This is a genomic window from Neobacillus notoginsengisoli, from assembly GCF_003515685.1.
GTDB lineage: Bacteria > Bacillota > Bacilli > Bacillales > Cytobacillaceae > Bacillus_D > Bacillus_D notoginsengisoli.
The window spans coordinates 352,394-374,608 of record NZ_QWEG01000002.1; the positions used below are offsets into that span (position 1 = coordinate 352,394).

The 22,215-nt window shown below is 42.8% G+C and carries 17 protein-coding genes; 3 read left to right on the plus strand and 14 right to left on the minus strand.

Features of this window, described 5'->3' with window-relative positions:
- Window positions 1-311: 311 nt before the first annotated feature.
- Window positions 312-1,061 (minus strand): glucosamine-6-phosphate deaminase, encoded by a 750-nt coding sequence (locus tag D1B31_RS04325; RefSeq protein ID WP_240035160.1) that lies wholly within the window; start codon window positions 1,059-1,061, stop codon window positions 312-314.
- A 102-nt stretch (window positions 1,062-1,163) separates the two neighbouring features.
- On the minus strand, window positions 1,164-2,756 hold the full coding sequence (locus tag D1B31_RS04330) for a PTS transporter subunit EIIC (RefSeq protein WP_118919508.1): 1,593 nt from the start codon (window positions 2,754-2,756) through the stop codon (window positions 1,164-1,166).
- 524 nt (window positions 2,757-3,280) lie between these two features.
- On the opposite strand from D1B31_RS04330, the gene D1B31_RS04335 reads away from it, so the two are divergent.
- Window positions 3,281-4,537 (plus strand): Zn-dependent hydrolase, encoded by a 1,257-nt coding sequence (locus tag D1B31_RS04335; RefSeq protein WP_118919509.1) that lies wholly within the window; start codon window positions 3,281-3,283, stop codon window positions 4,535-4,537.
- Window positions 4,538-4,847: 310 nt separating this feature from the next.
- Here D1B31_RS04335 and D1B31_RS04340 read toward each other — a convergent pair whose 3' ends face one another.
- The 7 genes from D1B31_RS04340 to D1B31_RS04370 form a co-directional block, all read right to left on the minus strand.
- Window positions 4,848-6,407: a hydantoinase/oxoprolinase N-terminal domain-containing protein gene (locus D1B31_RS04340; RefSeq protein ID WP_118919510.1), complete on the minus strand. Its 1,560-nt coding sequence runs from the start codon at window positions 6,405-6,407 to the stop codon at window positions 4,848-4,850.
- Window position 6,408: 1 nt separating this feature from the next.
- Entirely contained in the window at window positions 6,409-7,500 is a 1,092-nt protein-coding gene (locus D1B31_RS04345; protein WP_118919511.1) for a DUF917 domain-containing protein, read from the minus strand.
- Between the two features lie 99 nt (window positions 7,501-7,599).
- Window positions 7,600-8,940 (minus strand): purine-cytosine permease family protein, encoded by a 1,341-nt coding sequence (locus D1B31_RS04350; RefSeq protein ID WP_118919512.1) that lies wholly within the window; start codon window positions 8,938-8,940, stop codon window positions 7,600-7,602.
- An 18-nt stretch (window positions 8,941-8,958) separates the two neighbouring features.
- Entirely contained in the window at window positions 8,959-9,771 is an 813-nt protein-coding gene (locus D1B31_RS04355) for a nitrilase-related carbon-nitrogen hydrolase (RefSeq protein WP_118919513.1), read from the minus strand.
- 74 nt (window positions 9,772-9,845) lie between these two features.
- On the minus strand, window positions 9,846-10,790 hold the full coding sequence (locus tag D1B31_RS04360; protein ID WP_118919514.1) for a DUF1177 domain-containing protein: 945 nt from the start codon (window positions 10,788-10,790) through the stop codon (window positions 9,846-9,848).
- Window positions 10,791-11,034: 244 nt separating this feature from the next.
- The gene (locus D1B31_RS04365) at window positions 11,035-12,615 is read right to left on the minus strand and encodes a PucR family transcriptional regulator (RefSeq protein WP_118919515.1); all 1,581 of its coding nucleotides are present in this window, start codon (window positions 12,613-12,615) and stop codon (window positions 11,035-11,037) included.
- A 295-nt stretch (window positions 12,616-12,910) separates the two neighbouring features.
- Window positions 12,911-13,111 (minus strand): hypothetical protein, encoded by a 201-nt coding sequence (locus D1B31_RS04370; protein ID WP_118919516.1) that lies wholly within the window; start codon window positions 13,109-13,111, stop codon window positions 12,911-12,913.
- A gap of 414 nt (window positions 13,112-13,525) precedes the next feature.
- On the opposite strand from D1B31_RS04370, the gene D1B31_RS04375 reads away from it, so the two are divergent.
- Window positions 13,526-14,407 (plus strand): DMT family transporter, encoded by an 882-nt coding sequence (locus D1B31_RS04375; protein ID WP_118919517.1) that lies wholly within the window; start codon window positions 13,526-13,528, stop codon window positions 14,405-14,407.
- Window positions 14,408-14,490: 83 nt separating this feature from the next.
- Entirely contained in the window at window positions 14,491-14,886 is a 396-nt protein-coding gene (locus D1B31_RS04380; protein WP_118919518.1) for a secondary thiamine-phosphate synthase enzyme YjbQ, read from the plus strand.
- 1,119 nt (window positions 14,887-16,005) lie between these two features.
- Here D1B31_RS04380 and D1B31_RS04385 read toward each other — a convergent pair.
- From D1B31_RS04385 to D1B31_RS04405, 5 genes are all read right to left on the minus strand, one after another.
- Window positions 16,006-16,461: a hypothetical protein gene (locus D1B31_RS04385; RefSeq protein ID WP_118919519.1), complete on the minus strand. Its 456-nt coding sequence runs from the start codon at window positions 16,459-16,461 to the stop codon at window positions 16,006-16,008.
- Between the two features lie 6 nt (window positions 16,462-16,467).
- A complete protein-coding gene (locus D1B31_RS04390; protein ID WP_118919520.1) occupies window positions 16,468-17,286 on the minus strand; it encodes a DUF3100 domain-containing protein in 819 nt (272 codons plus the stop codon).
- A gap of 128 nt (window positions 17,287-17,414) precedes the next feature.
- Complete coding sequence (locus tag D1B31_RS04395; RefSeq protein WP_118919521.1) at window positions 17,415-18,608, minus strand: M20 family metallopeptidase; 1,194 nt, start codon at window positions 18,606-18,608, stop codon at window positions 17,415-17,417.
- Window positions 18,609-18,623: 15 nt separating this feature from the next.
- A complete protein-coding gene (locus D1B31_RS04400; RefSeq protein WP_118919522.1) occupies window positions 18,624-19,502 on the minus strand; it encodes an NAD(P)-dependent oxidoreductase in 879 nt (292 codons plus the stop codon).
- A 228-nt stretch (window positions 19,503-19,730) separates the two neighbouring features.
- Window positions 19,731-21,182, minus strand: coding sequence for an aldehyde dehydrogenase family protein (locus D1B31_RS04405; protein ID WP_118919523.1), 1,452 nt, complete (start codon window positions 21,180-21,182; stop codon window positions 19,731-19,733).
- Between the last annotated feature and the right edge of the window lie 1,033 nt (window positions 21,183-22,215).

Genomic DNA, 22,215 nt, shown 5'->3' on the forward strand with positions numbered 1-22,215 from the left:
TTATAACATACCCGCTAAGCATCATATTGAATGGGAATTTGTATACTTTCTAACCTATACAGGTCAAATATTCCGACCTAATAATCGGTGGAGAAATGCGAAAAAGAGGAAAAGGTTTATTTATTATTTTATAGAAAGCAAGGTAAGAAAGGCATTTTGAAAAGGGGGTTCATTCTAAAAATATGATGAACAACACTTTATTAGCAAAACTTAACGCAGAGGGCAAGCAAACGTTATAATACAAATAATAGTAGTACAAACCATAAATCCCGGTCCGTACTACTATTTTAGTAATGAATCATACGAATAGATTAAATGCTCTTGTGCTCTTTTTCCAGTAGTGATGCGGCGTCTTCATCAATAATGACAATCGCGTTATCAAAATTTCTTAACGCTGTAGCAGGGCAATCTGGAGTGATTTCTCCTTCCAGTAAGGCTTTCACTGCTTCAGCTTTATGTTTACCTGATACGAGCAGCAAGACTGTTTTTGCTTCCAATATTTCTGTGAACCCAAGAGTCAACATTTCGGTTGGGGCTTCTTCTCTCGTAATCCCATATTCCCTCATTGTACTTTGGATGGTAGAATCGTCATGTTTCGCTAAAAACATGGTTGAATCAAATGGAGTTCCTGGCTCATTGGCACCGATATGGCCATTCGTACCTAAACCGAGCAATTGAACATCCATAGGATATTGGTTTATTATTTCTTTATATCGGGCAATTTCTTTGTCCGAATCTTCAGCCTCGCCGTCAATCAAAAAAATGTTTTTAGGTTTCACATTTATGAGGTTATATAAGTTTTTATACATAAAAGACCTTACTGAATAAACCGCATCTCTCGGACCCATATATTCATCTAAATTCATAAAGGTTGTATGGCTAATATCTAAACCTTTATGAATGCCTTCCACCAATAACTTAAATACTCCTCTAGGGGTACCACCCGTTGTCATAGAAATAACGGGTTCCTCGTTGTTTTTTATCACTTCTCTAATGATTTCATAACCTTTGGCTGACATTTCTTCATAATCTTTGACAAATATAGTTTTCATTTTTTTCATTAAAGCCGAATAGCTTTAATGACTCTCCCCTCCTCTTGGTTTTGTAGGTTCTCTTTTCAAAAAGACTAACTATTCTTACATGACAAATTCAATTTTTGGAAATCAATTGTTAACTTCTTTTTTCAGAGATCGTGCTGCCTGTTCTACTTTAGACCCATAAACGACTTGAATATTTTGCTTATCAATTTTAACCATACCCATGGAACCTGTTGTTTTTAAGATTGACTCATTAACAATTGAAGTGTCTTTTAGAACTAACCTTAATCTTGAAATACAATTATCAATCTCCACGACGTTTTCTTTTCCACCTAACGCTTTAAGAATAGTCGCTCCGAAATCATCTCCAACTGAACCTGCGGCAACTTCCTGCTCACTTGAAACTAAGTCGGAGTCTGTCGTTCTGCCAGGTGTTTTCACGTTAAATTTCAGGATGACAAACTTAAATACATGGTAGTAAATAACCGCATAGATCAAACCAACTATGACATCCAAGTACCATTTCGTATAGGTACCTTGTAAAATACCAAAGATGGTTAAATCAATCAGCCCTCCCCCAGCGTTTCCAACCCCGACATGCATAATTGTCATGAGGAAAAATGACAAACCAGCCATAAATGCATGGAAGATATAGAGGAGTGGGGAGATAAAAATAAAGGCAAATTCTATAGGCTCAGTAATACCTGTTACAAACGAAGTTAGCCCAGCTGCAAGCAACATCCCTTTAACCTTAGGGCGCTGTTCCAAGTAAGAAGTTTTATACATGGCATAACATGCTGCTGGTAATCCGAATACCATGAAAGGATGGGTACCTTGTGTTAAAAAGCGGGTAGCTTGTCTTAACGTATCAAGATCGGGATTAGGAGATGCAAGCACTGCATTAAAGATGGACAATGCTCCTGATACTGTCTGGCCGTCAACAACAGCGGTACCGCCGATTGGTGTGAAACGAATCAACTGGTTTAATACATGATGCAACCCTGTTGGAATAAGCAACCGTTCTGCAAAGCCATACATAAAAGTACCAATGGCTCCTGATTTGCTAATCAAGCCTCCCAAACCATTAATGCCCATATTAAAAAATGGCCAGACAAAGTAAGAAATGATTGAGAGAAAAGGGATTGTCACGATAATGACTATTGGCACAAAACGGTTTCCACTAAAGAAACTAAAAGCAGTAGGAAGTTGTTTCGTATGATAGCTGTTATGAATAAAGGCAGTCCATAATCCAACAAGTATTCCGCCAAAAACGCCCATCCGATACGTAAATACCCCTAGCATGGTTTCATAGGCGTTGGAGATCTCAAATGCCCGAATTTGGGAAGTCCCTTGTTGTACTAAATAGTCAACCGAAGTCGTATCGGCTGTAATATTATTTAATTTTAGTAGATAGCCAATTGTTACATGAAAGATGATAAACGCAATAACCGCGGCAAAACCGGCAATTTCCTTATCCTCTTTGGCCATTCCGGTTGCAACCGAAATAGCAAATAATATAGGCAGCAAACCAAACATCGTTCCAACAATTGCCCGTACGCCGCCCACGAAGTTTTGAATAATCGTCGCGTTTGATATGGTTTCACCAACAAGTGCCGGGTTTTGCAAGACTGAAACAATACCTAAGAGCAATCCCGAAGCAACAATAATTGATAAGGGGCCCATCAATGTTTTTCCAAGTTTTTGGATACCAGTTCTCATATAATCCCCACCCCGCTAATTTTGCATTGGAAATAAATTTCCAATCGTATTTTCTGTATAGTAACGATAGATCTACCAACCTATTGCAAAATAATTAGATCAGCTTAACTTTCAATTAAAAAACATTTAATCATCTATCATTCCGGTCGTTCACCAGCTCCCTATAATTGTATGTTATCCGGAAACATACCATCAAAAAAATATCTCTAGAGATTGATAACAGCTTTAAAGAAAGCCTTTACATTAAACTTTCTGTTGTCATGGTATCACTATAAAAATGAACCAACAATATATTCTGATGATTAAAATTCCTTTATCAAATTCTGAATATTAATTCATAATACGAAAAAAAATTCAGGAAAAATATACCTTATAGGTGGGTATATTTTTTATAAAAAAGAATTTTATTCAGAATGAGAATAATTAATCTACTTTCATGACAATTATTGTTGACCAAAATATCAAGTGCTACGATGAGTCCAGAAAGTCTATCCAATTTTATACTATTGAAAGGGACGATAAGCATGAAGGTTAATCTGGACAGGGTAATTAGAGACATCGAGACACTGGCTACCTTTACTGCAACCCCAGGAAATGGAGTTACAAGGTCATCCTATTCTCATGAGGATAAGTTAGCAAAAGCATATTTGAAAAATGAGATGGAAAAAATAGGCCTAATGGTTTGGGAAGATGAATTCTCAACATTATTTGGGCGCAGAGAAGGAAAAAAACCTGAAGCACCTGTTATTATGATTGGATCTCACTATGATTCTGTGGTAAATGGAGGGGCATTTGACGGAGCTGCTGGAGTTGTAGCTGCCTTAGAAATTCTTCGAGTGTTCCATGAAAATAATATTGAAAATGAATATCCTATCGAAATCATCGCAATGAATGCAGAAGAGGGAGAAACATTTGGACCAAGTACAGGGGTTTCAAATTCCCGGGCACTTGTTGGGACTTTAACGGGGCGAGAACTGGATACCGTTAAAAATAGGCACGGTCAAACCAAAAGAGAAGCGATGAAAGAATATGGTCTGATTCCTGATTTAAAGCTCGCAAAGAGAGAAAAAGGCACCATAAAAAACTTTATAGAACTACATATTGAACAAGGGCCTGTTCTCGACAATGAAAAACGGGATATAGGCTTAGTCGAATATCTCCCAGGAATCGGTCGATATAAAGTGAAATTTCATGGAAAATTAGCAGACTCAACCGCACCGATGGAGACCCGGAAGGATGCATTACTCGCTGCCTCAAAATTTACTGTAGCGGTTAATCAAGTTGTAAAGTCATTAGGGGCCGGAATTACAGGCGCAGTCGGAGAAATGGAGATTTCCCCTAACTCCCACCAATTTGTGCCTGATTATGTTCAGGCTAAAGTAGAAATTAGAACGTTTGATAAAGAGGTTCTACAGAATATTAATTTATACGAAAAACTAATGGCTGAATTGAAGTCTATACAAGAGGAAACGAATGTAGAAGCTGAACTGATCGAAATGGCGAGGATTGGCTATCCAAATCCAACTCCTCCAAGTATCATGTTAAAAGAAAATGTAGAGATCATGGAAAACATCTGCAGAAAATTAGATTATAAATATAAGATCATTAATAACGGGACCGGCCATGATGCAATGATTATGTCAGATTTTGCTCACACCAATATGATATACGTGCCAAGTAAAGGGGGGATTTCCCATCACCCTGATGAATGGACGGACTATGAAGATTTGAAAAAAGGAATAGATGTGATGATGCATTTAGTTCTGGAAATATGTAAGTAATAAATAGCTAGTTTACACTATTTAAGTGTATATCTATGTCATACAACGAGATTGAGGTAAAAAAAGCCGCCACCCGCAGCACTGTGTTAGCAGAATTGTGGATGGCGACTTTTCTTTTGGTCAGAAATCTCCTCTCTTATCCAAGAAACTCTATTAACGAAGCCTTTGCCCCGTAGCATTCATGCGTTCCAAAATAGAATTAGTGGGCGTGAGTAAAAACTTTACAAACCATAAGGGTGGTTCTCCTAGTCTTTTCATTTATTTTTCATTTAAAAAAACCAGCTAAACCGTCCCCTTGTAACCCCTTGTACTATTGCGCCAAGCTCCCCGCTGCTTTGACTCTTACACGTGTGGCATTGCCAGGTAAATAGGCAAGTGGAACGTCTTCTATGTCGACTATTTCACAGGTGTCTTTATCGGCTCCTGCTGTTACAGCTTCAGAGATCGCCATTTGTTTTGCCAGTTCGATCGTTTTTTCACGTCCTAATTCCTCCAGGGAGAAAACGCGTTCTACTTGTCCGCTTACTTGTGAGATGGCAGAGCCAATCGCATTCGCAACGCCGTGATTGTTTGGTTGGATGACTTCCGAAGTGCCCTCTAAAGATTCTGGTAACAAAATACTTCCTCCACCCACTACTATAACTGGGACCGAATCGGCACTCGTTTTCATTTTATCGATCGCGATTTCCACCATAGAAATCATTTCTTTATAAACATTCACTATTACATCATGCTCTAGATGCTGTACTTTGCTTGGATCGCCAATATCTGCTTTTCCTAACGCAACAACCACATCGGTTGCCGTTAAAGTATCTCCCCCAAAGACAAGAGCTTTTTCAGTTAATTGATAGCCGACACTATCCGGGCCGATCGTAAACTCCCCATTATCTCGAATTCTTATAATCGTGCCGCCTCCTAAACCAACTGAAACTAAGTCAGGCATTCTGAAATTGGTTCGTGCTCCACCAATTTCAACGGCAAGCGAAGATTCCCTTGGAAAAGATGAAACCAGCACGCCAACATCTGTAGTCGTTCCCCCAACATCCACAACAATAGCGTCTGAATGTCCTGTTAAGTAGGATGCTCCCCGCAAACTATTGGTTGGACCGCAGGCAACGGTCAGAATTGGATATTTTAAAGCATATTCAACGGACATTAACGTTCCATCATTTTGCCCTAAAAATACTCTTGCATTTATTCCTTCTTCTTTTAGGGCATTTACAAAACCGTGTATCGTCGTTTTGGCTACGTTCACAACGGATGCATTTAAAATTGTTGCGTTCTCTCGCTCTAAAAGTCCAACACTACCAATCTCACATGAGAGTGAAACAGGCAAATCCTCCCCTAAGACCTCCCTCATAATTGCAGCGGCACGCTCCTCATGGTCACGGGAAACTGGTGAAAATACGGAAGTGATAGCAACAGAGTCCACTTTGTCTTTTAGTTGATTAGCAATATTATATAATTCCTCTTCATCAAGCGGCATGATTTCTCTTCCATCAAATTCGTGCCCGCCGCGAACGATATAAACAAATTTGCCCAATATGTCGCGTAAATCATCGGGTACCCCAATTAAAGGTTTAACAGCCAGTGTAGCTGGTGCACCAAGACGAATAATACCAATGGAATTTAATCTTTTCCTTTCTACAATTGCATTCGTACAGTGGGTCGTCCCGAGCATCGCATATTTGATTTCCGAAGGCGGAATCGTCGAGGAAGCAATCACAGCTTCAAGAGCCTTATATATCCCTGTACTAACGTCATCCGTTGTTGGTGATTTCGTTTCCGCAATTACATTTAATTCTTCATCAAGAATAACTGCATCTGTATTTGTACCGCCTACATCAATACCAATCCGATAAATACTCAATTCACTCAGCCCCCTCTGTCATTAGCTTTTCAACGGGAATGTATTCTACGTCATATCCAAAGTAAGAAGGGCCGCAAGTTTCAATTCCTTTCTTCGTTCGCCATTTTTCATCGCACGGCATCCCGATCACAACACATCTTGCACCGTATCGTAATCCTTCTGTTGTAATTGGCAAACCAGTTTCTTCATCCAATACAGCAATTAAGTCAGGCGTCACACATAGTAATTTATTTTCTGTCACAGCAAGTAAATGTTCATTCTGGAACCGAAGACTTAACTTTTCTCCACGATACTTATACAAACCATCAATTGTTGCTGTTCCTCTTGTGAACCCGGTTTCGGTTTTCCGATTAATATCGGTTACCTTTCCCCGGAATAATTGGAATCCATCAGTTATTTCCAGTATCTTTTCAATTGGATTATACCCTTCAGCTTTTGCAAGACGGATGGAACGCCCAATTTCCTCTTCTAATTGCAAAATATTAGGGATGCCGCTTTGTTTTAAATTTTTCCCTTTCATCGGATAGATGGCCATCATAACGGATCCACCCATTTGAATTGTTGCATTTCGTGCAAGTCTTTCCGCCCATAGATTATCAATCGTATTCAATAGTGCAGCATTTCCTTTTTCGTCCGATATAACCATAGGGGTCGCTGAAACACCATCCAAATAAAAAGTGGTCATCTGTAATTCCGGAAATGCCCGACCCATACCATCCACATCAATGACAGGAAGCTTTAATTTTGCCGCTAGAGCTAATGGCAGCATGGAATTTATTCCTCCAGCTTCTATTGGCATTGTTGCAACAATCGGTTCTCCAAGATAAGCTTCCAATGTTTTGAAAGTTGCAATTGCCTCTTCCCCACTTGGTGCCTTTTCGACCATTACAGTTGGTGCCCCCATCATACCGGTCGGAACAACGATATCATCGTCGCCTATTTCATCAATGGAGAGCAATTGAATCGGACCATATTCCTCCACTGCCTGTAGTGCCATTAATTTCCCAATATAAGGATCTCCTCCGCCGCCGGTTCCTAGCAACGCGGCGCCGACTGCAATATCTTCAATTTCTTGCTTCCCAAGTAATCTCATTAGCCTTCGTTCACCTCAACATAGATTTTTGTTCAACCCGCTTAAGTCTCCGTCAAAAAACTGCAAGATACTTCCCCTTTGTTGTCAAAAAACATTGACTTAAAGAGAGGACTGTTCATAGGTATTGACACTTCCATAAGTAACAACCTTATTACGGTTGACTACTAGACTAATCAACCAGTAAACGAGGCCGCCAACAACAAGGGAATTAACGGATGGAATGCCCCAGTCAATTGTTAGGCCAACAAAAATTGCCGCCGCCCAAGCAATCAACGTAATTGGATTCCATGCTTCATAACTCTCCGGCAGGACGCCTTTCGCACGGGATTCTTCCAGTTCCCTTTTATACCGCTTGACAACGAAATATTCCATCGTCAAAATCCCCCCAACAGGCGGTAAAGCAACCCCTAATAGGATTAGAAACCCTTGGAATTGTTCTAGAATGCCCATTACGGAAAATAGTGTACCGGCTATTCCCAAAATAATCGTGACAACCGTTCGATTGACTCGTTTCCCAAATCCCAAATCAATTAGGTTCACAACGCCAAGAGAAGAAGAATATAAATTCCAATCATTAATTTTTAATGTGGCAGTGATTAACACGATTGTTCCGATAATTCCACTTGTCCCCATCACGATTGAAATAACATCAGAAGATTTTGCCACATGGGCAAGAATGACACCAATCATTCCGATTAGATATTCCCCAATCGTAATCCCAATTACCGTCTGCTTAACCACATCTCCAACAGAGCGATTGAAACGGCTCATGTCCGGCGTAATAATTGCACCTGCAATAAATCCACCTGCAACCATGCTCGCACCCATAGCAATGGAAATGGTTGGTCCAGGAGTAGGCAGGCTAATCAACTCACCAAATGAAAATTTTGTTAAAACAGTGCTAATTGAATAAAAAACAACTAAAAGAAAGAGTGGAACGGTAATATATGCGGTAATTCCTAATGAAAGTATGCCAAATAGGACCACAAACGTAACGGCCAAACCGGTAACAATGGACCACATCCAGACAGGACCGCCTAGAATTTGATGAATTCCGTTGGCGAAAACTTCATTTTGAATTCCAAACCAGCCAACCATAGAAATAGAAATGACTAAACTTAGCAGGATAGAACCCACTTTTCCAAAACCAGCCCATCTGACTAATAAAGTGGTACTCAACCCCTCCTTCATTCCGGCAATCCCGACGAAAATGGAAACGATCTCAAGAATGACCGATCCTAAGGTAACCGCCCAAAACGCCGACCAAAAGTCCATACCAAAACCTAGAGCCGCTCCGAGCAAAAATTGCGAAAGGGCTGAAATTTGGCCAAACCGCATCGTGGCAATGCCAAACCAGTGTTTCCTCTCACTTTGCGGCACTCTTGATAACGCATAATCATCATACTTTTCGGCAAGTGTTACGTCTTCTTTTCTTGTCATACTTTCTCCACCTTTCCCTTAGTTATTTTGATAAATTTCAGGCTTTCTGTCCCTTAAATACGAAATTTGGGTTCTGTATTTATTCATTTCTTCTAAATCAATCGTCACCACTTCAACCGTTTCTTCATCTTGCGGGAGTTCAGCAATAATGCCACCTCTTGGATTGCACACCTTGCTTTTACCGAACAAGTGTAAATCACCTTCAAATCCAACCCGATTTACCCCAATTGTGAAAAAGATATTTTCCAACGCACGTTGTGGAACATTTAAATCCCACATATCCTTATCCTGAATCCTCCATGCGGATGGCATAAACACAAATTCAGCCCCATTTAGGCAGAGTGAACGGCAGGTTTCAGGAAAGCCGATATCATAACAAATCGCAATGCCAAATTTCCCATACTTTGTTTCAAATACCGGATAATCAGAGCCCTCTTTAAAATAAAGCCTTTCCTTTGCCCATAGATGTGTTTTTGCAAAACTCCCCATGCTTTGCCCATTGTCATCGAATACCAGAGCAGAATTATAAAGAATTCCTTTCAAATCCCTTACTTCACTAAAAGGTGCAATCAAATAGACTTGATTGTCTTTTGCTGCTTTAGACATCTTTTCAAAAGTGTAATCAAAGAACTCTAATGATAGAAATCCCATATCGTCGCCAAGAATATCGACATTATAGCCTGTCGAAAACAACTCCGGTAAACAAACAATATTTGCTCCTTTAGCTGCTGCTTCTTTCACCGCCTCCACTGCTTTATTTACGTTATATTCCACTTGTCCCACTTTTGCAGCGAATTGGACGATCCCAATATTGACGTTCCTGCTTGCCATAATCAGCGCCTCCTTTTAAAATCTATCTAGAATTTGACTGGATAAACGATAAACGATTAACGACATAATGATCATTACTGTTCCTCTTTATTCCCCAAGGTCTGAAGTACCTTCATCGATCCATATAATTGCTGAAGCCTTAAAAACTCGGCTTCGTCATAGAACTGGCACTCTCCTTTTGTAAACGCTTTGGCGACCTCAATACTAAAGCGGACGGCTTGTGCAATATCAATCTCATGGCTTGCCCCAGTGCTGCTGCCAGGAACAATCGACCTTGTTGTAATGGCAACCCCGACTACAGGTCGATTTGTAGCGACTGCGGGCTGAAGAATGCTATTTAGGTGATATAAGTCGTTCCCATAAGGAGTAATATCCTGTGTGGTAACCGCAAACGTTGTTGGAAAATCTCCAGTCGTTATTTCCATGAGACGAAGCAAATCATCACTAAACCTTAAAATATATCCCTCTTTTACTGTTGGAGAGATGGCAATCCCACGATGGTTAATAATCTTATTGCCTTTAGTCGTATCAATCGACAGGATTGCATCCATTTCATCTAAAACCTCATGTTCATTCATGATCTGCATATCGACTGGCGATCCCATAAATTCAACTGGATCGTGAGACTCTACTGGGGCTTCAGGGCATACGTGTGTCGTAACATAAATATCACCTGAAAGACGATCGCCCCTGCTAGCCATCGTTGCTAGTTTTAAAGCAATCGTAACAGCCGCAATCGCACCATCCCCATCAGATACAGAGCCAATTTTATAAGGGCGTGCTCCTAATCCCCCTAATCTACCGACAATTCCTAATGTCGGGGCCGTACCATTTGCAGATTTCCCATTTGTTCCTTTAATAACTATCTTCACAAAGTCTGTTGAGCCTTCTGCCCCTTTTACGGTTTTATACGATGCATGACCATACTCAAATGAATTGAACATCTCCACTACTTTTTGACCATTAGCCTTTGGATCATCAAGCAATTCCAGCACTTCTGACGTAAACTTCAAAGACATTCTTTTTCCTCCCTACTGACCGCTTTTGCTATTCATAAATGGTCGAATCTATAAAATGCCGTTTGACTCCAGAAAATACAAATTTAAAATATGTAATATTTAAAAAATTATAAATCTTAAAAATCCTATTGTATATGTACAAAGTGGGCAATCTTTTGTAAACGTATCTTCCTAGTTTGAATATGGAATTGGGTTGGACCTTTTTTGTGGAATAAAAAAAGAGATGAATCGGTTTCCTTGAAACCTAATTCAATCCCTTAATTTTTAAACAAAATTGTAATATAAATATATTTTCCGAGTCATCCAAATCCATGCCTAATAACTCCCTTATACGTTTGAGCCGGTTGGTCATCGTTCTCCGATGGATAAACAGCTTTTCAGCCGCCCTAGAAGCATTGCCGTTTTCTTGTAAATAAACCTCAAGTGTTTCTAGTAAACTTTGATCTGAATGAAGAGAAAGTGAATTTATTATTTCGTTAACGTATTGCTGTACTAACGGCTCTCGACTTATTTTTACAAGGAATTCATAAATGCCAAGTCGATCATAAGTAAAAATCCTTTCCTCTGGGGAAATCTCCTCTCCAATTCGCATAATTTTAGTCACTGCATTCATTTGTTGATCTACTTCCTGTATATTATGAAATAATGGACTGATTGCTATATAAGTGTCGGAAATTGACGATTTATTTAAAAAACTGCTAATCGTTGCTTTTAGCTCGGCTTTCTCCATTGCATAATTTCTTGGAAAACAAAGCAGGGCATAGGATTGGAACTGTTTTTCAAATACGACTGCACGCTGGACTTCGGCTATTTCCATTATTAAATCATTTATTTTTTTTTGAAATAAAAAGCAATGCTCCAAAAAAGACTCGTTTTCGGAAAAAAAGACTTGATTTAAATCCCTTTTAAAATGGATAAGAAGATTCTGCGTGTCGGCCTCTTCTACAATTAACCTTTCCAATTGTTCTGACTGGGCCATTCTTTGCCGGTGAAATTCCATAAAATCGCTGATAATCGTGTCATACACTTTGCCTTTTATCATTTCTACATTCATCCCAATTGCGTGGAATTGCTCTTTACGATGATAAATTAAATGGATAAAGGCGATAATTTTACCCTTCATTTTCAAGGGGATGACAAACCGATTTCTCTTACCTGGAACATGAATACAATGGTTGATACTCGAATCCAGCTTCTTTGTCCACTCCGTGATGGCTCCTCTATAATTCTCATTACACGGAACGGAAAATAAAAGCAACGAATTTCTCCATTCATCTTGGCTAAACTTATTACTTCTATACAATAGTCTCCCTTCGACGTCTTCTATATAAATTGAATTGCTTACTATGGCGGAAAGGCATTCGACCGCCTCATCGGTCGACTCAAATACCCTCTTTTTAAATGAATAAAATAGATTATGCTCATCACTTACTATCTTATCGGCTTCTTCAATTAATTGCCTATTAATCAAGGTAAGTAAATCAATGTATGCTACATCTTTTGGGATGATGATAATGGGAAAATCACTTTTTTCCGCCAACGAAATAATTTCCTTCGGTATCCAGTCTACAAATCGTCCCAGTTTTACAATCAATCCTGCGGCGTTTTTATGAATTAAAGTTTTGACTATGTGATATTGCTGATGGGAATCATCCTTTACTGGATAAAAAGAACTGATCACTAAAGTACCCTCTCTAGCCCAATTTTCAACCTCAGGTACTTCCATCACTTCTACTGTCTTAATTTCTCTTATCAGCCCTTTTTTACCAGCAATAATTTCTGCTTTAAAACGACTTCCTATATCAAGAGCTGTGGACACCTTCATAAAACTCCCCCTACAAAAAACTAGAAAAGAGACAATGTCTATGTCTGATAACCTTGATATTATCAGAAAATTATATATTTTAATATAGTTAGAGAACTAACTTAACAAGTTTTAAAAGGATGCCTAGCATAAGTTTCTCATCACTTTTGCTCATTGTTCTCCTAAAGTGATAAAGAAAAGGCACAACAGTAGCTTTGAGCGCTAGTTGTGCCTTTTCGTATTAATTATCCTTCCACTTGTCCACTATAAAAGCCATCGTCCTCTGAAAAACGCGAAATCATATTGCCAATTAAATTTACAATGATTTATTCACTTTCATCCCAAACGTTAAAATCTCAAAACTATTTTTAAGAATAAACCCATAGTTATTTTTATGGTCGATGACGATATCTCCATCCAGATCGCGGACTACCTGCGGGTCAATCGCGATTGTCATTTCATCGACTTTAAATACTTCTTCATCGTTTAGTTGCTCAACCTGAGCAAGTTCGTACACAAAGGTAGCCCCTCAACCGGTTGTGCGGACTTGATGGATCTTAATGATTGGCTCCGCACCAAACACCTGAACAAGCTGCTGTTTTGCATCATTACTAATCGTAACTTTCATCTCTTTCACCTCGATACTACTTTACCCCTACACAGCCGCCTTAAGCAAAATTTCTGCCGCCACCATAAGAAACCCCTGGACAAAAACGTACACTACGACTGCAATAAAGCAGCCCAACCCCGCCTCACCATTTGCCCAAGATGAAGCACGGGGACGGTTCTACTGCTTCATTCGACACCCGAAAGAAGCGCTGGAACCGTCCCCATGCATCCAAAAATGCAGCCAAACCTCACCTCACCTCACCATTTGCCCATACAGGCATACATTAAAAAAGGAGTCTGTAAAGAACAAGGGGCGAACTTTGTGAAACTGAAGGAACTTGCTGTTTTATTTACTCTGGCAGCTTTGTTTGGATCGTCGTTTTTATTTGTGCGGATTGCCTCCCCCGCCATCGGGCCCTTCCTGACCTCCCAGGGGCGGGTCACCTTTGGCGCTCTTGGCTTGTTGGCGATTGTCCTTCTTTTCCGAAAATCAGTCGATTTTAGACTGCGATGGAAACAGTACTTCATCATCGGCGCCCTGAATTCCGCCATCCCCTTTACGCTCGTTTCCTTGGCGGCCATTCATTTAAACGCATCTTTATTGGCCATCATCAATGCAATGGTCCCCTTTTTCACAGCAATCGCAGTCTGGGCCTGGCTGAAGGAAAAGCTTGTTTTTGCAAAAGGGCTTGGGATTGTGCTTGGGTTGATCGGCGTCGTCATAACAGTTGGCTGGAGTCCAGTCGAACCAAGCCTGGAGGTATTTCTGGCGAGTTTGTGCTCACTCCTCTCGACCGTTTCCTATGCCTTCGGCGGCGTTTATGCCAAGAAAACCTTCAGAAACTGCTCGCCATTGGCGGTTACTACCGGACAGCTCGTGGGTGCCACACTTCTATTAATCCCTATTACCTTGGTTGGATTCCCGGAACAAACGCTGAACATAACCCCGGCCGTTTTACCCGCGGTACTCGGTGTCGCTTTATTTTCAACAGCCTTAGGGTACCTCCTCTATTACTATCTCATCGAGCATGTCGGCCCGACAAAAACGGTGACCGTTACATTTTTGATCCCGCCATTTGGCATGATATGGGGAGCAATCTTCCTCGATGAACAGATCACCCCCGGAATGATTGCCGGCCTGTTGATCATATTGGGCAGCCTCGCCCTCATAACAGGCATTGGAAAAAAGCGAAGCAGGGAATAAGCCCCCTGCTTCACAATCCGTCCCATGTGCATCCTCGAAACTACTATAGTAAAGTAATAGGAAAGACAAATAGGAGGCTTCCCATGCTAAAAAAATTCACACTCCAAACGAATCATCGGGACGAAATGGTCGAAGTAACCGAACTCATCCAAAACTTTGTCTCAAACCACAGCCTGAAGGATGGCGCGGTAATCGTCTATTGCCCGCACACGACAGCCGGCATCACCATCAATGAAAACGCCGACCCCGACGTTAAACGCGACATGATCCGCCGCTTCGATGAAGTCTATCCGTGGCACCATAAACTGGACAGGCATATGGAAGGAAACACAGCCGCCCACATGAAAGCCAGCACAGTCGGCCCATCCCAGCACATCATCATCAACGACGGCCAGCTGCTCCTAGGAACATGGCAGGGCATCTACTTCTGCGAATTCGACGGACCCAGAACCCGGCATTTCTTTGTAAAAACCCTATAACTGAAAATGGCGCCGGCAACCCCCTTCTGGCAAAATAAAAACCTTTTGCGTCCGCCCTGAACTCCAACGGCCCGGGCTCCCGCCATCCTGGCAGGCGGCCTAGCCCATCCGCACATTGCGTTGAGTGACACTCTAACCGTCTTCTTGCGGATTGTTGTCACGCATCCATGTCTTGCCTGACAACAAAACCGGATTTTCCTTGGTTGTTGTCACGCATCCGGACTTTGCGTGACAACTAAACCGAGTTTTCCTTGATTGCTGTCACTCATATGGACTTTGCGTGACAACTAAACCAAGTTTTCCTTGATTGCTGTCACTCATCCGGGCTTTGCGTGACAACAAAACCGGATTTTCCTTGTTCGTTGTCACTCATCTAAATCTTGCGTGACAACCAAAACGGATTTTTCCTAATTGTTGTCACTCATCGGTGCCTTGCGTGACAACAAAACCGGATTTTCCTTGTTCGTTGTCACTCATCCGGGACTTACGTGACAACCTCAACCGGTTTTGACTGATTGTTGTCACTCATCCGGGCTTTGCGTGACAACAAAACCGGATTTTCCTTGTTCGTTGTCACTCATCTGGATCTTGCGTGACAACCAAAACGGATTTTTCCTAATTGTTGTCACTCATCGGTGCCTTGCGTGACAACAAAACCGGATTTTCCTTGTTCGTTGTCACTCATCCGGGACTTACGTGACAACCTCAACCGGTTTTGACTGATTGTTGTCACTCATCCGGGCTTTGCGTGACAACAAAACCGGATTTTCCTTGTTCGTTGTCACTCATCTAAGTCTTGCGTGACAACCAAAACGGATTTTTCCTAATTGTTGTCACTCATCGGTGCCTTGCGTGACAACAAAACCGGATTTTCCTTGTTCGTTGTCACTCATCCCGGACTTGCATGACACTTCAACCGGATTCCGGCCGCTAACTGTCACTCATCCGCTCTTTGAGTGACCCTGCAAGCGAATCTCAGATGCTAACTTTCACTTAAACGGGCCCTGCCTGTCACCTCAACCACTCCTCATCACCAAAAGTCAAAAATTTATTAATTCCCAAACCACAAAAAACCGCATGACTACCTCAGCAGCCATGCGGGTCAAGCCCCTTGTTTCCTTAGATAACCCCTTGAAACCGCAAAATAATCTCCGCAATAATCGCAGACCCAAGGTACGTCCCCAGCAATACGCACATCCCAATAATAATCGTTTTCCAACCAAGCTTCGCGAAGTCTGCCCATGAGCGGCCAATGGAGATACCCGCATAGGCTAAGATAGGCGTTGCGATCGCTAACAAATTGACTTGTCCTGTCCACTCCACAATATTCTCCTGAAACGGCATACCCGGAATGGTGATAATGAACCCGAGAATTCCGATATAGGCGATACTCGGAATCTTTTTAAACGGAAGGGCTTTATGAATAACCAGCCCAATCAAGCTGAGTCCTACTAGCACAAGCAACCCCGGAAGCGCGGCAAGGGGCATCACTTCATAACCAATCCAATTTCCTAAAAGAATCAATAAAGAAACAATCGTAAATAATAAGAGCCATTCTTGGATACTTTTTAACATTGGTCATTACGCCCCCTTTGTGTTCGCTTGAACTTCTTTTTTACTTCTCATTCTTGATAGAAGATTATACATTTTTTCGGTTAGCGGCAGACCGATTAAAATACTCGCATATAATCCAGTGACAGACGTTAAGAGATTACTAGCCCCGGAAAAGGCAGTAATTTCGTCGGCCATGTCCGGAAAATTCGCTACTAGCGGCCCTAGCGATGCAGCCGCCATACTGCCGCTACCCACACCAGATGCCATTGCAAAAGAATACGGGTGAAGAGGCGTGGCTGTCGCTAAAAATCCTGAAATAAGTCCTAAGAAAATCGATCCGAAAACTGTACCGAAAATATAAATCGCCATCACGCCGCGTCCTTCCGGTGAAGAAAGGCCGTATTTATCCGTAATCAGCGCCAGGTTTGGTTCACGGCCAATCGAGTGCGTCATCCCGACCGCCTCCCGCTTCAGCCCTAGCAAAATGGCTACCGGCAAGGCAAGAAAAATGGTGCCGAGGTTTCCAATCTCCTGGAGAATGAGTGCCGGGCCAGCTTCAATGAGCAATGGCAAAGCAGGGCCTGCTTGAACGCCGAATTTTGCGATTAATAGAGTGAGCGTAATAAACACGAGCGTTTCAGCGTTTTCAGACTGCTTTTTTGACACAACTGGCGTAAAATAAACGGCAATCCCGATGATGACCGCATACAGCATCGGCAATAACAAAATAACCCCTGCTCCAACTGGAATCCGATGCGTTCCAATCAGTTCAGCCACAATCACAATGGCTAGTACAGTAAGATGCAAGCGCCAATCCTTCCATAGATTCGTTGCATTTTCACTCATTTTTCTCTTCCCCCTTTTGACATTTCAAACTATTTCAAAAAGCTTTGTTAAAGAAGGATGTTCATTTGCGCTTGAATCAACACTATTCAAAACAGCAAGATCCCCTTACACAGCCTTCAAAAACCAAATCACCCAACTGCTTCTTTCGCATGAACTCTCATATATTTCAGTGTTGCCTTTCCAAGTACCTTCGCCGCAATCAACAGCGCACGCTCGTCAATATCGAATTTAGGATGATGATGCGGGTAGGAATCCTTCCACTCAGGGTTCTCCGCACCTGTGAAGAAGAAAGTCCCTTTGACATGCTGGAGATAGTACGCATAATCCTCCCCACCCATGACCGGTTCGGTTTCCGCAACCTTCTCCACGCCAGGCACGTTTTCCGCCAACCGAGCAACAAATTCTGTTTCTTCCTTGTGATTGATCAGCGTTGGATATCCGCGAGAATACGTAAACTCAAAGTCAGCGCCATTCACTTCACACGTTCCGCGGACGACTCTTTCCATTTCCTTTTCGATAAACGTACGAGTCTCTTCCTTAAAGGTCCGGACCGTTCCAATCATTTCAGCCGTATCCGCAATGACATTGTACGGATTTTTTGCCACGAAGGAAGTGACCGACACTACCGCGGAGTCTAAAGGATCCACCTTCCGGCTGACAATTTGCTGGAGATTGTTAATGAGTTGGCCGCCAACGACGATGCTATCAACCGTTTGATGTGGATACGCGCCATGTCCGCCCCGCCCTTGGATTTTAATATCAAACCGATCGGGAGCGGCTTGAATCGCGCCAACCCGATAGCCGATTTCACCAAGAGGCAGCTGCGCCTGTAAATGCGTACCGAAAATCACATCGACGCCATCGAGACAGCCATCCTCAATCATCGAAATCGCCCCGCCTGGAGGCAATTCCTCCGCATGCTGATGGATAAAGACAACCGTCCCATCCAATTCCGACTTCATCCCGTTCAAAACCTTAGCTAGTCCGAGCAATGTCGCCGTATGGCCATCATGGCCGCACGCATGCATCACCCCATCATTCCTGGACTTGAACGGCAAATCTGTCTGCTCCAAAATCGGCAACGCATCGAAATCTGCCCGCAATGCGACGGTTGGCCCCGGACGGTCTCCCTTCAAATACGCAACCACGCCATTACCGCCAACACCGGTCCTAACTTCGTGGCCTAACTCGCGATGAACATTCGCAATGTATTCCGCTGTTTTGACTTCCTCGAAAGATAACTCCGGATATTCATGCAAATACCGGCGAATCGAAACAATCTCTTCATAGATTCCATCCAATTTTTCAAATAACTTTTGCAAAATAACCCCTCCTTATTACTCCATCATCTCTCTCAAAACCCGATAAACCGCCGACGAATCCTGCTGACCCATCCCTTTGTTCCTGCCCAACTGGAAAAGCTGATGGGTCTTATCACTGACAAATGTTGCAATACCTGAATCTTCCGCCAATTGATGATACAAGTGGACATCCTTCGCCATATTGGCAAGCGAGAACTTCACATCATCAAACGATTCATCCAACATATTAACGCCGAATACATCCATCGCCCGCGTCTGCCCAGACCCTTTTTGCAAAATCCCGGCCAGTTTTTCCTTACTAACTCCCGACCTTTCCCCAGTCAGAAACGCTTCACTTAATAACGAAATGACCCCGGCCACCACCATATTGTGGCAAAGCTTGACGGTTTGTCCCGCTCCGCTCTTTCCGACATATTCAATATGCTTGCCAACCGCCTGCAAAACCGGGAAAATGCTCGGATAATCCTCTTCATTTCCACCAACCATAATCGTTAACGTCCCGTTCGCCGCTCCTTGTGGGCCTCCGCTCAGCGGACAGTCGAAAAAGGAAACGCCCATCGACGCAGCAATCCCGTGGATTTCCCTTGTCAAAACCACGTCATTCGTACTCATGTCCAAGATGAAAGACCCTTTTTTCATCTTATAAAGAACCCCTTTTTCATCATGCAAAAGAGTCTCCCGAATCACATCCGGCGAGGCAAGCGAAAGGATCAAATAATCAACCTCGCTAGCCATTTCTCCAGGGCTTGTACAAGAAATCGCACCAAGAGCAGCCAATTTCAACACGGCATCCGGATTGATATCATACACAAGCACCTGATAATGATGTTTCAGTAAATTCTTTGCGATCCCGCTTCCCATTAGCCCGCAGCCAATCACACCAACCTTGGTCATACGCCCCCTCCGCCCCTCATTAATTTGGCTGTTTTAACAGGTCCGTTGATTTCTGCTCCAGGCGCTTCGCTTTCCGCGGGCGGTCTTGGAGCCTCCTCGGCGCAAGCGCCTGTGGGGTCTCCCACTGACCTTTTCTCCCGCAGGAGTCTACGCGCCTTCCAATCCAATCAACACTCACCTAACACAATTATTTCTTTTGAACAAGCTACCATTGATGGACGGTTCACGTTACGCCTTAATATAAACCGTCTTATACTCCGTCCAAAACTCAAGAGCTGTTGAACCTTGCTCCCTCGGACCGAGGCTCGATGCTTTTTTGCCGCCAAACGGATATTGGTTTTCAAAATAATTCGAAGGAATATTCACGTGTGTCACACCTGTTTGAATGTGTTTCACAAAATGCATCGCCTTCTCCAGGTCCTTTGTATAAATCGTAGAAGACAAGCCAAAGTCACTATCATTCGCGACGTCTAACGCTTCCTCATACGAATCGACTTCGATCACCGCGATTACCGGCGCAAAAATTTCCTCTTTGAATATCGACATCTCACGGGTAACACCGCTAAATACAGTCGGAGCGACAAAATAGCCCTTGTCCCGGCCTTGATCAGTCAGTCTCTTCCCACCGCATTCAAGCACCGCCCCCTCCGCCACAGCCAGATCGATATGTTTTAAATAAAGATTCAATTGGCTTTCATCAATCACAGGGCCATTGTCCGCCTTTTCATCAAAGCCATCCGTAATATGTAAAGTATTCGCAGCTTCTACCAATCTAGCAATAACTTCTTTCGAAATGCTTCTCGGCACAATCAAACGGCTCGTCCCTGTGCACCGTTGGCCATTATCAAAAAATCCGCTAATGACAACATTTCGAATCGCCTCCTCTAAATCAGCATCCTCAAGGATAACCGAGGCGTTCTTTCCACCCATTTCAGCCTGCATTTTTCCGCCGCGGACCGACACTGCTCTTCCCAACGCCAAGCCAACATCCGTTGAACCCGTAAACGAAACCGCTTTGACTTTCGGGTGCCCACCGATCGTGCTGCCAATCACACCGCCAGGGCCTGTCACCATATTCACAACACCATTTGGCACACCCGCTTTTTCAAACAACTCGATGATTTTCACACTGATCAGCGATGTGTTGCTCGCCGGCTTAAAGATCACCGTATTCCCGGCAACAATGGCAGGGGCAATCTTCCATATCCCAATTCCGAGCGGGAAGTTATACGGAGCAATCACCCCAACGACGCCGAGCGGTTCCCTCACGGTATAGGCAAAAATATCAGCATTCTTAGAAGGAACCGTTTCTCCCTTTAACCGGGTCGCTTCTCCACTGAATTGCTTCATCGCATCAATCGTGATGCTCACTTCCGCTAAAGAATTTTTATACGTCTTCCCAACTTCTTTTGTAATAATCGCCGCCAATTCTTCTCGTTGCTCTTCCAGCAAATAAATTAACTTGAACAAGACGTCCCCCCGCGCTGGGACCGCAACCTGTGACCAAGTCTTAAACGCCTGTTCCGCAACCGAAATCGCCACCTCTACATCACGTTGATCAGACTTTTGGAAATACCCCAGCACTTCTTCCGTGTTCGCCGGATTAATACTCGCATACACTTCCCCAGATCGAGCTGCCACCCACTCGCCATTAATATAGTTAAAAAACGTTTGGGCCAACCTACCTCACCTCTTCTCATTTTCTGGAAGCTGCCGGAGAGGCAATTGCTTCTATTGTGACTAATTATAATATTCTAAATTTTATTTACAAATATAGCAACCCCAAATTTCACTTTTGCATTTAGAGGCAGCACATATAACTCCGTTGCACTCATGATTCCAACCCCTCCTCGCAAAATAAAAACCTTTTAAAAGCAAAAAAACACGGAAGCCAAAGCTCCCGCATCCAAGCAAAGCGCCCCATCAAACCATGAGAACCGTCCCCATGCATCGTGACAACCTCAACCGGGTTTGACCGTTTGTTGTCACTCATCCGGACTTTCCGTGACAACCTCAACGGGTTTTGACTGTTTGTTGTCACTCATCCGGGCTTTGCGTGACAACATAACAGGATTTTCCTTGTTCGTTGTCACTCATCCGAGCCTTGCGTGACAACAAAACTGGATTTTTCCTGATTGTTGTCACTCATCCGGATCTTGCGTGACAACCAAACCAGATTTTTCCGGATCGTTGTCACTCATTCGGATTTTGCGTGACAACAAAAACGGATTTCTCCTAATTGTTGTCACTCATCCGGACTTTGCGTGACAACAAAAACGGATTTCTCCTAATTGTTGTCACTCATCCGGACTTTGCGTGACAACCTCAACCGGTTTTGACTGATTGTTGTCACTCATCCGGTCTTTGCGTGACAACCTCAACCGGTTTTGACTGATTGTTGTCACTCATCCGGTCTTTGCGTGACAACCAAAACGGGTTTTGACTGATTATTGTCACTCATCCGGACTTTGCGTGACAACCAAAACGGGTTTTGACTGATTATTGTCACTCATCCGGACCTTGTGTGACAACTTAAACGGGTTTTGACTGATTGTTGTCACTCAGCCAGATTTTGCGTGACAACCTCAACGGTGTTTTCACTGAAAAACCAGGGAGTGACAAGCACTCCACCGGTTTGCCAGCCTTTAACTGTCCCGCCTTTATTTGCTTTGTGCTATGATAGATTAGTTGAAAAAGTAAGTGAAAGGATGAG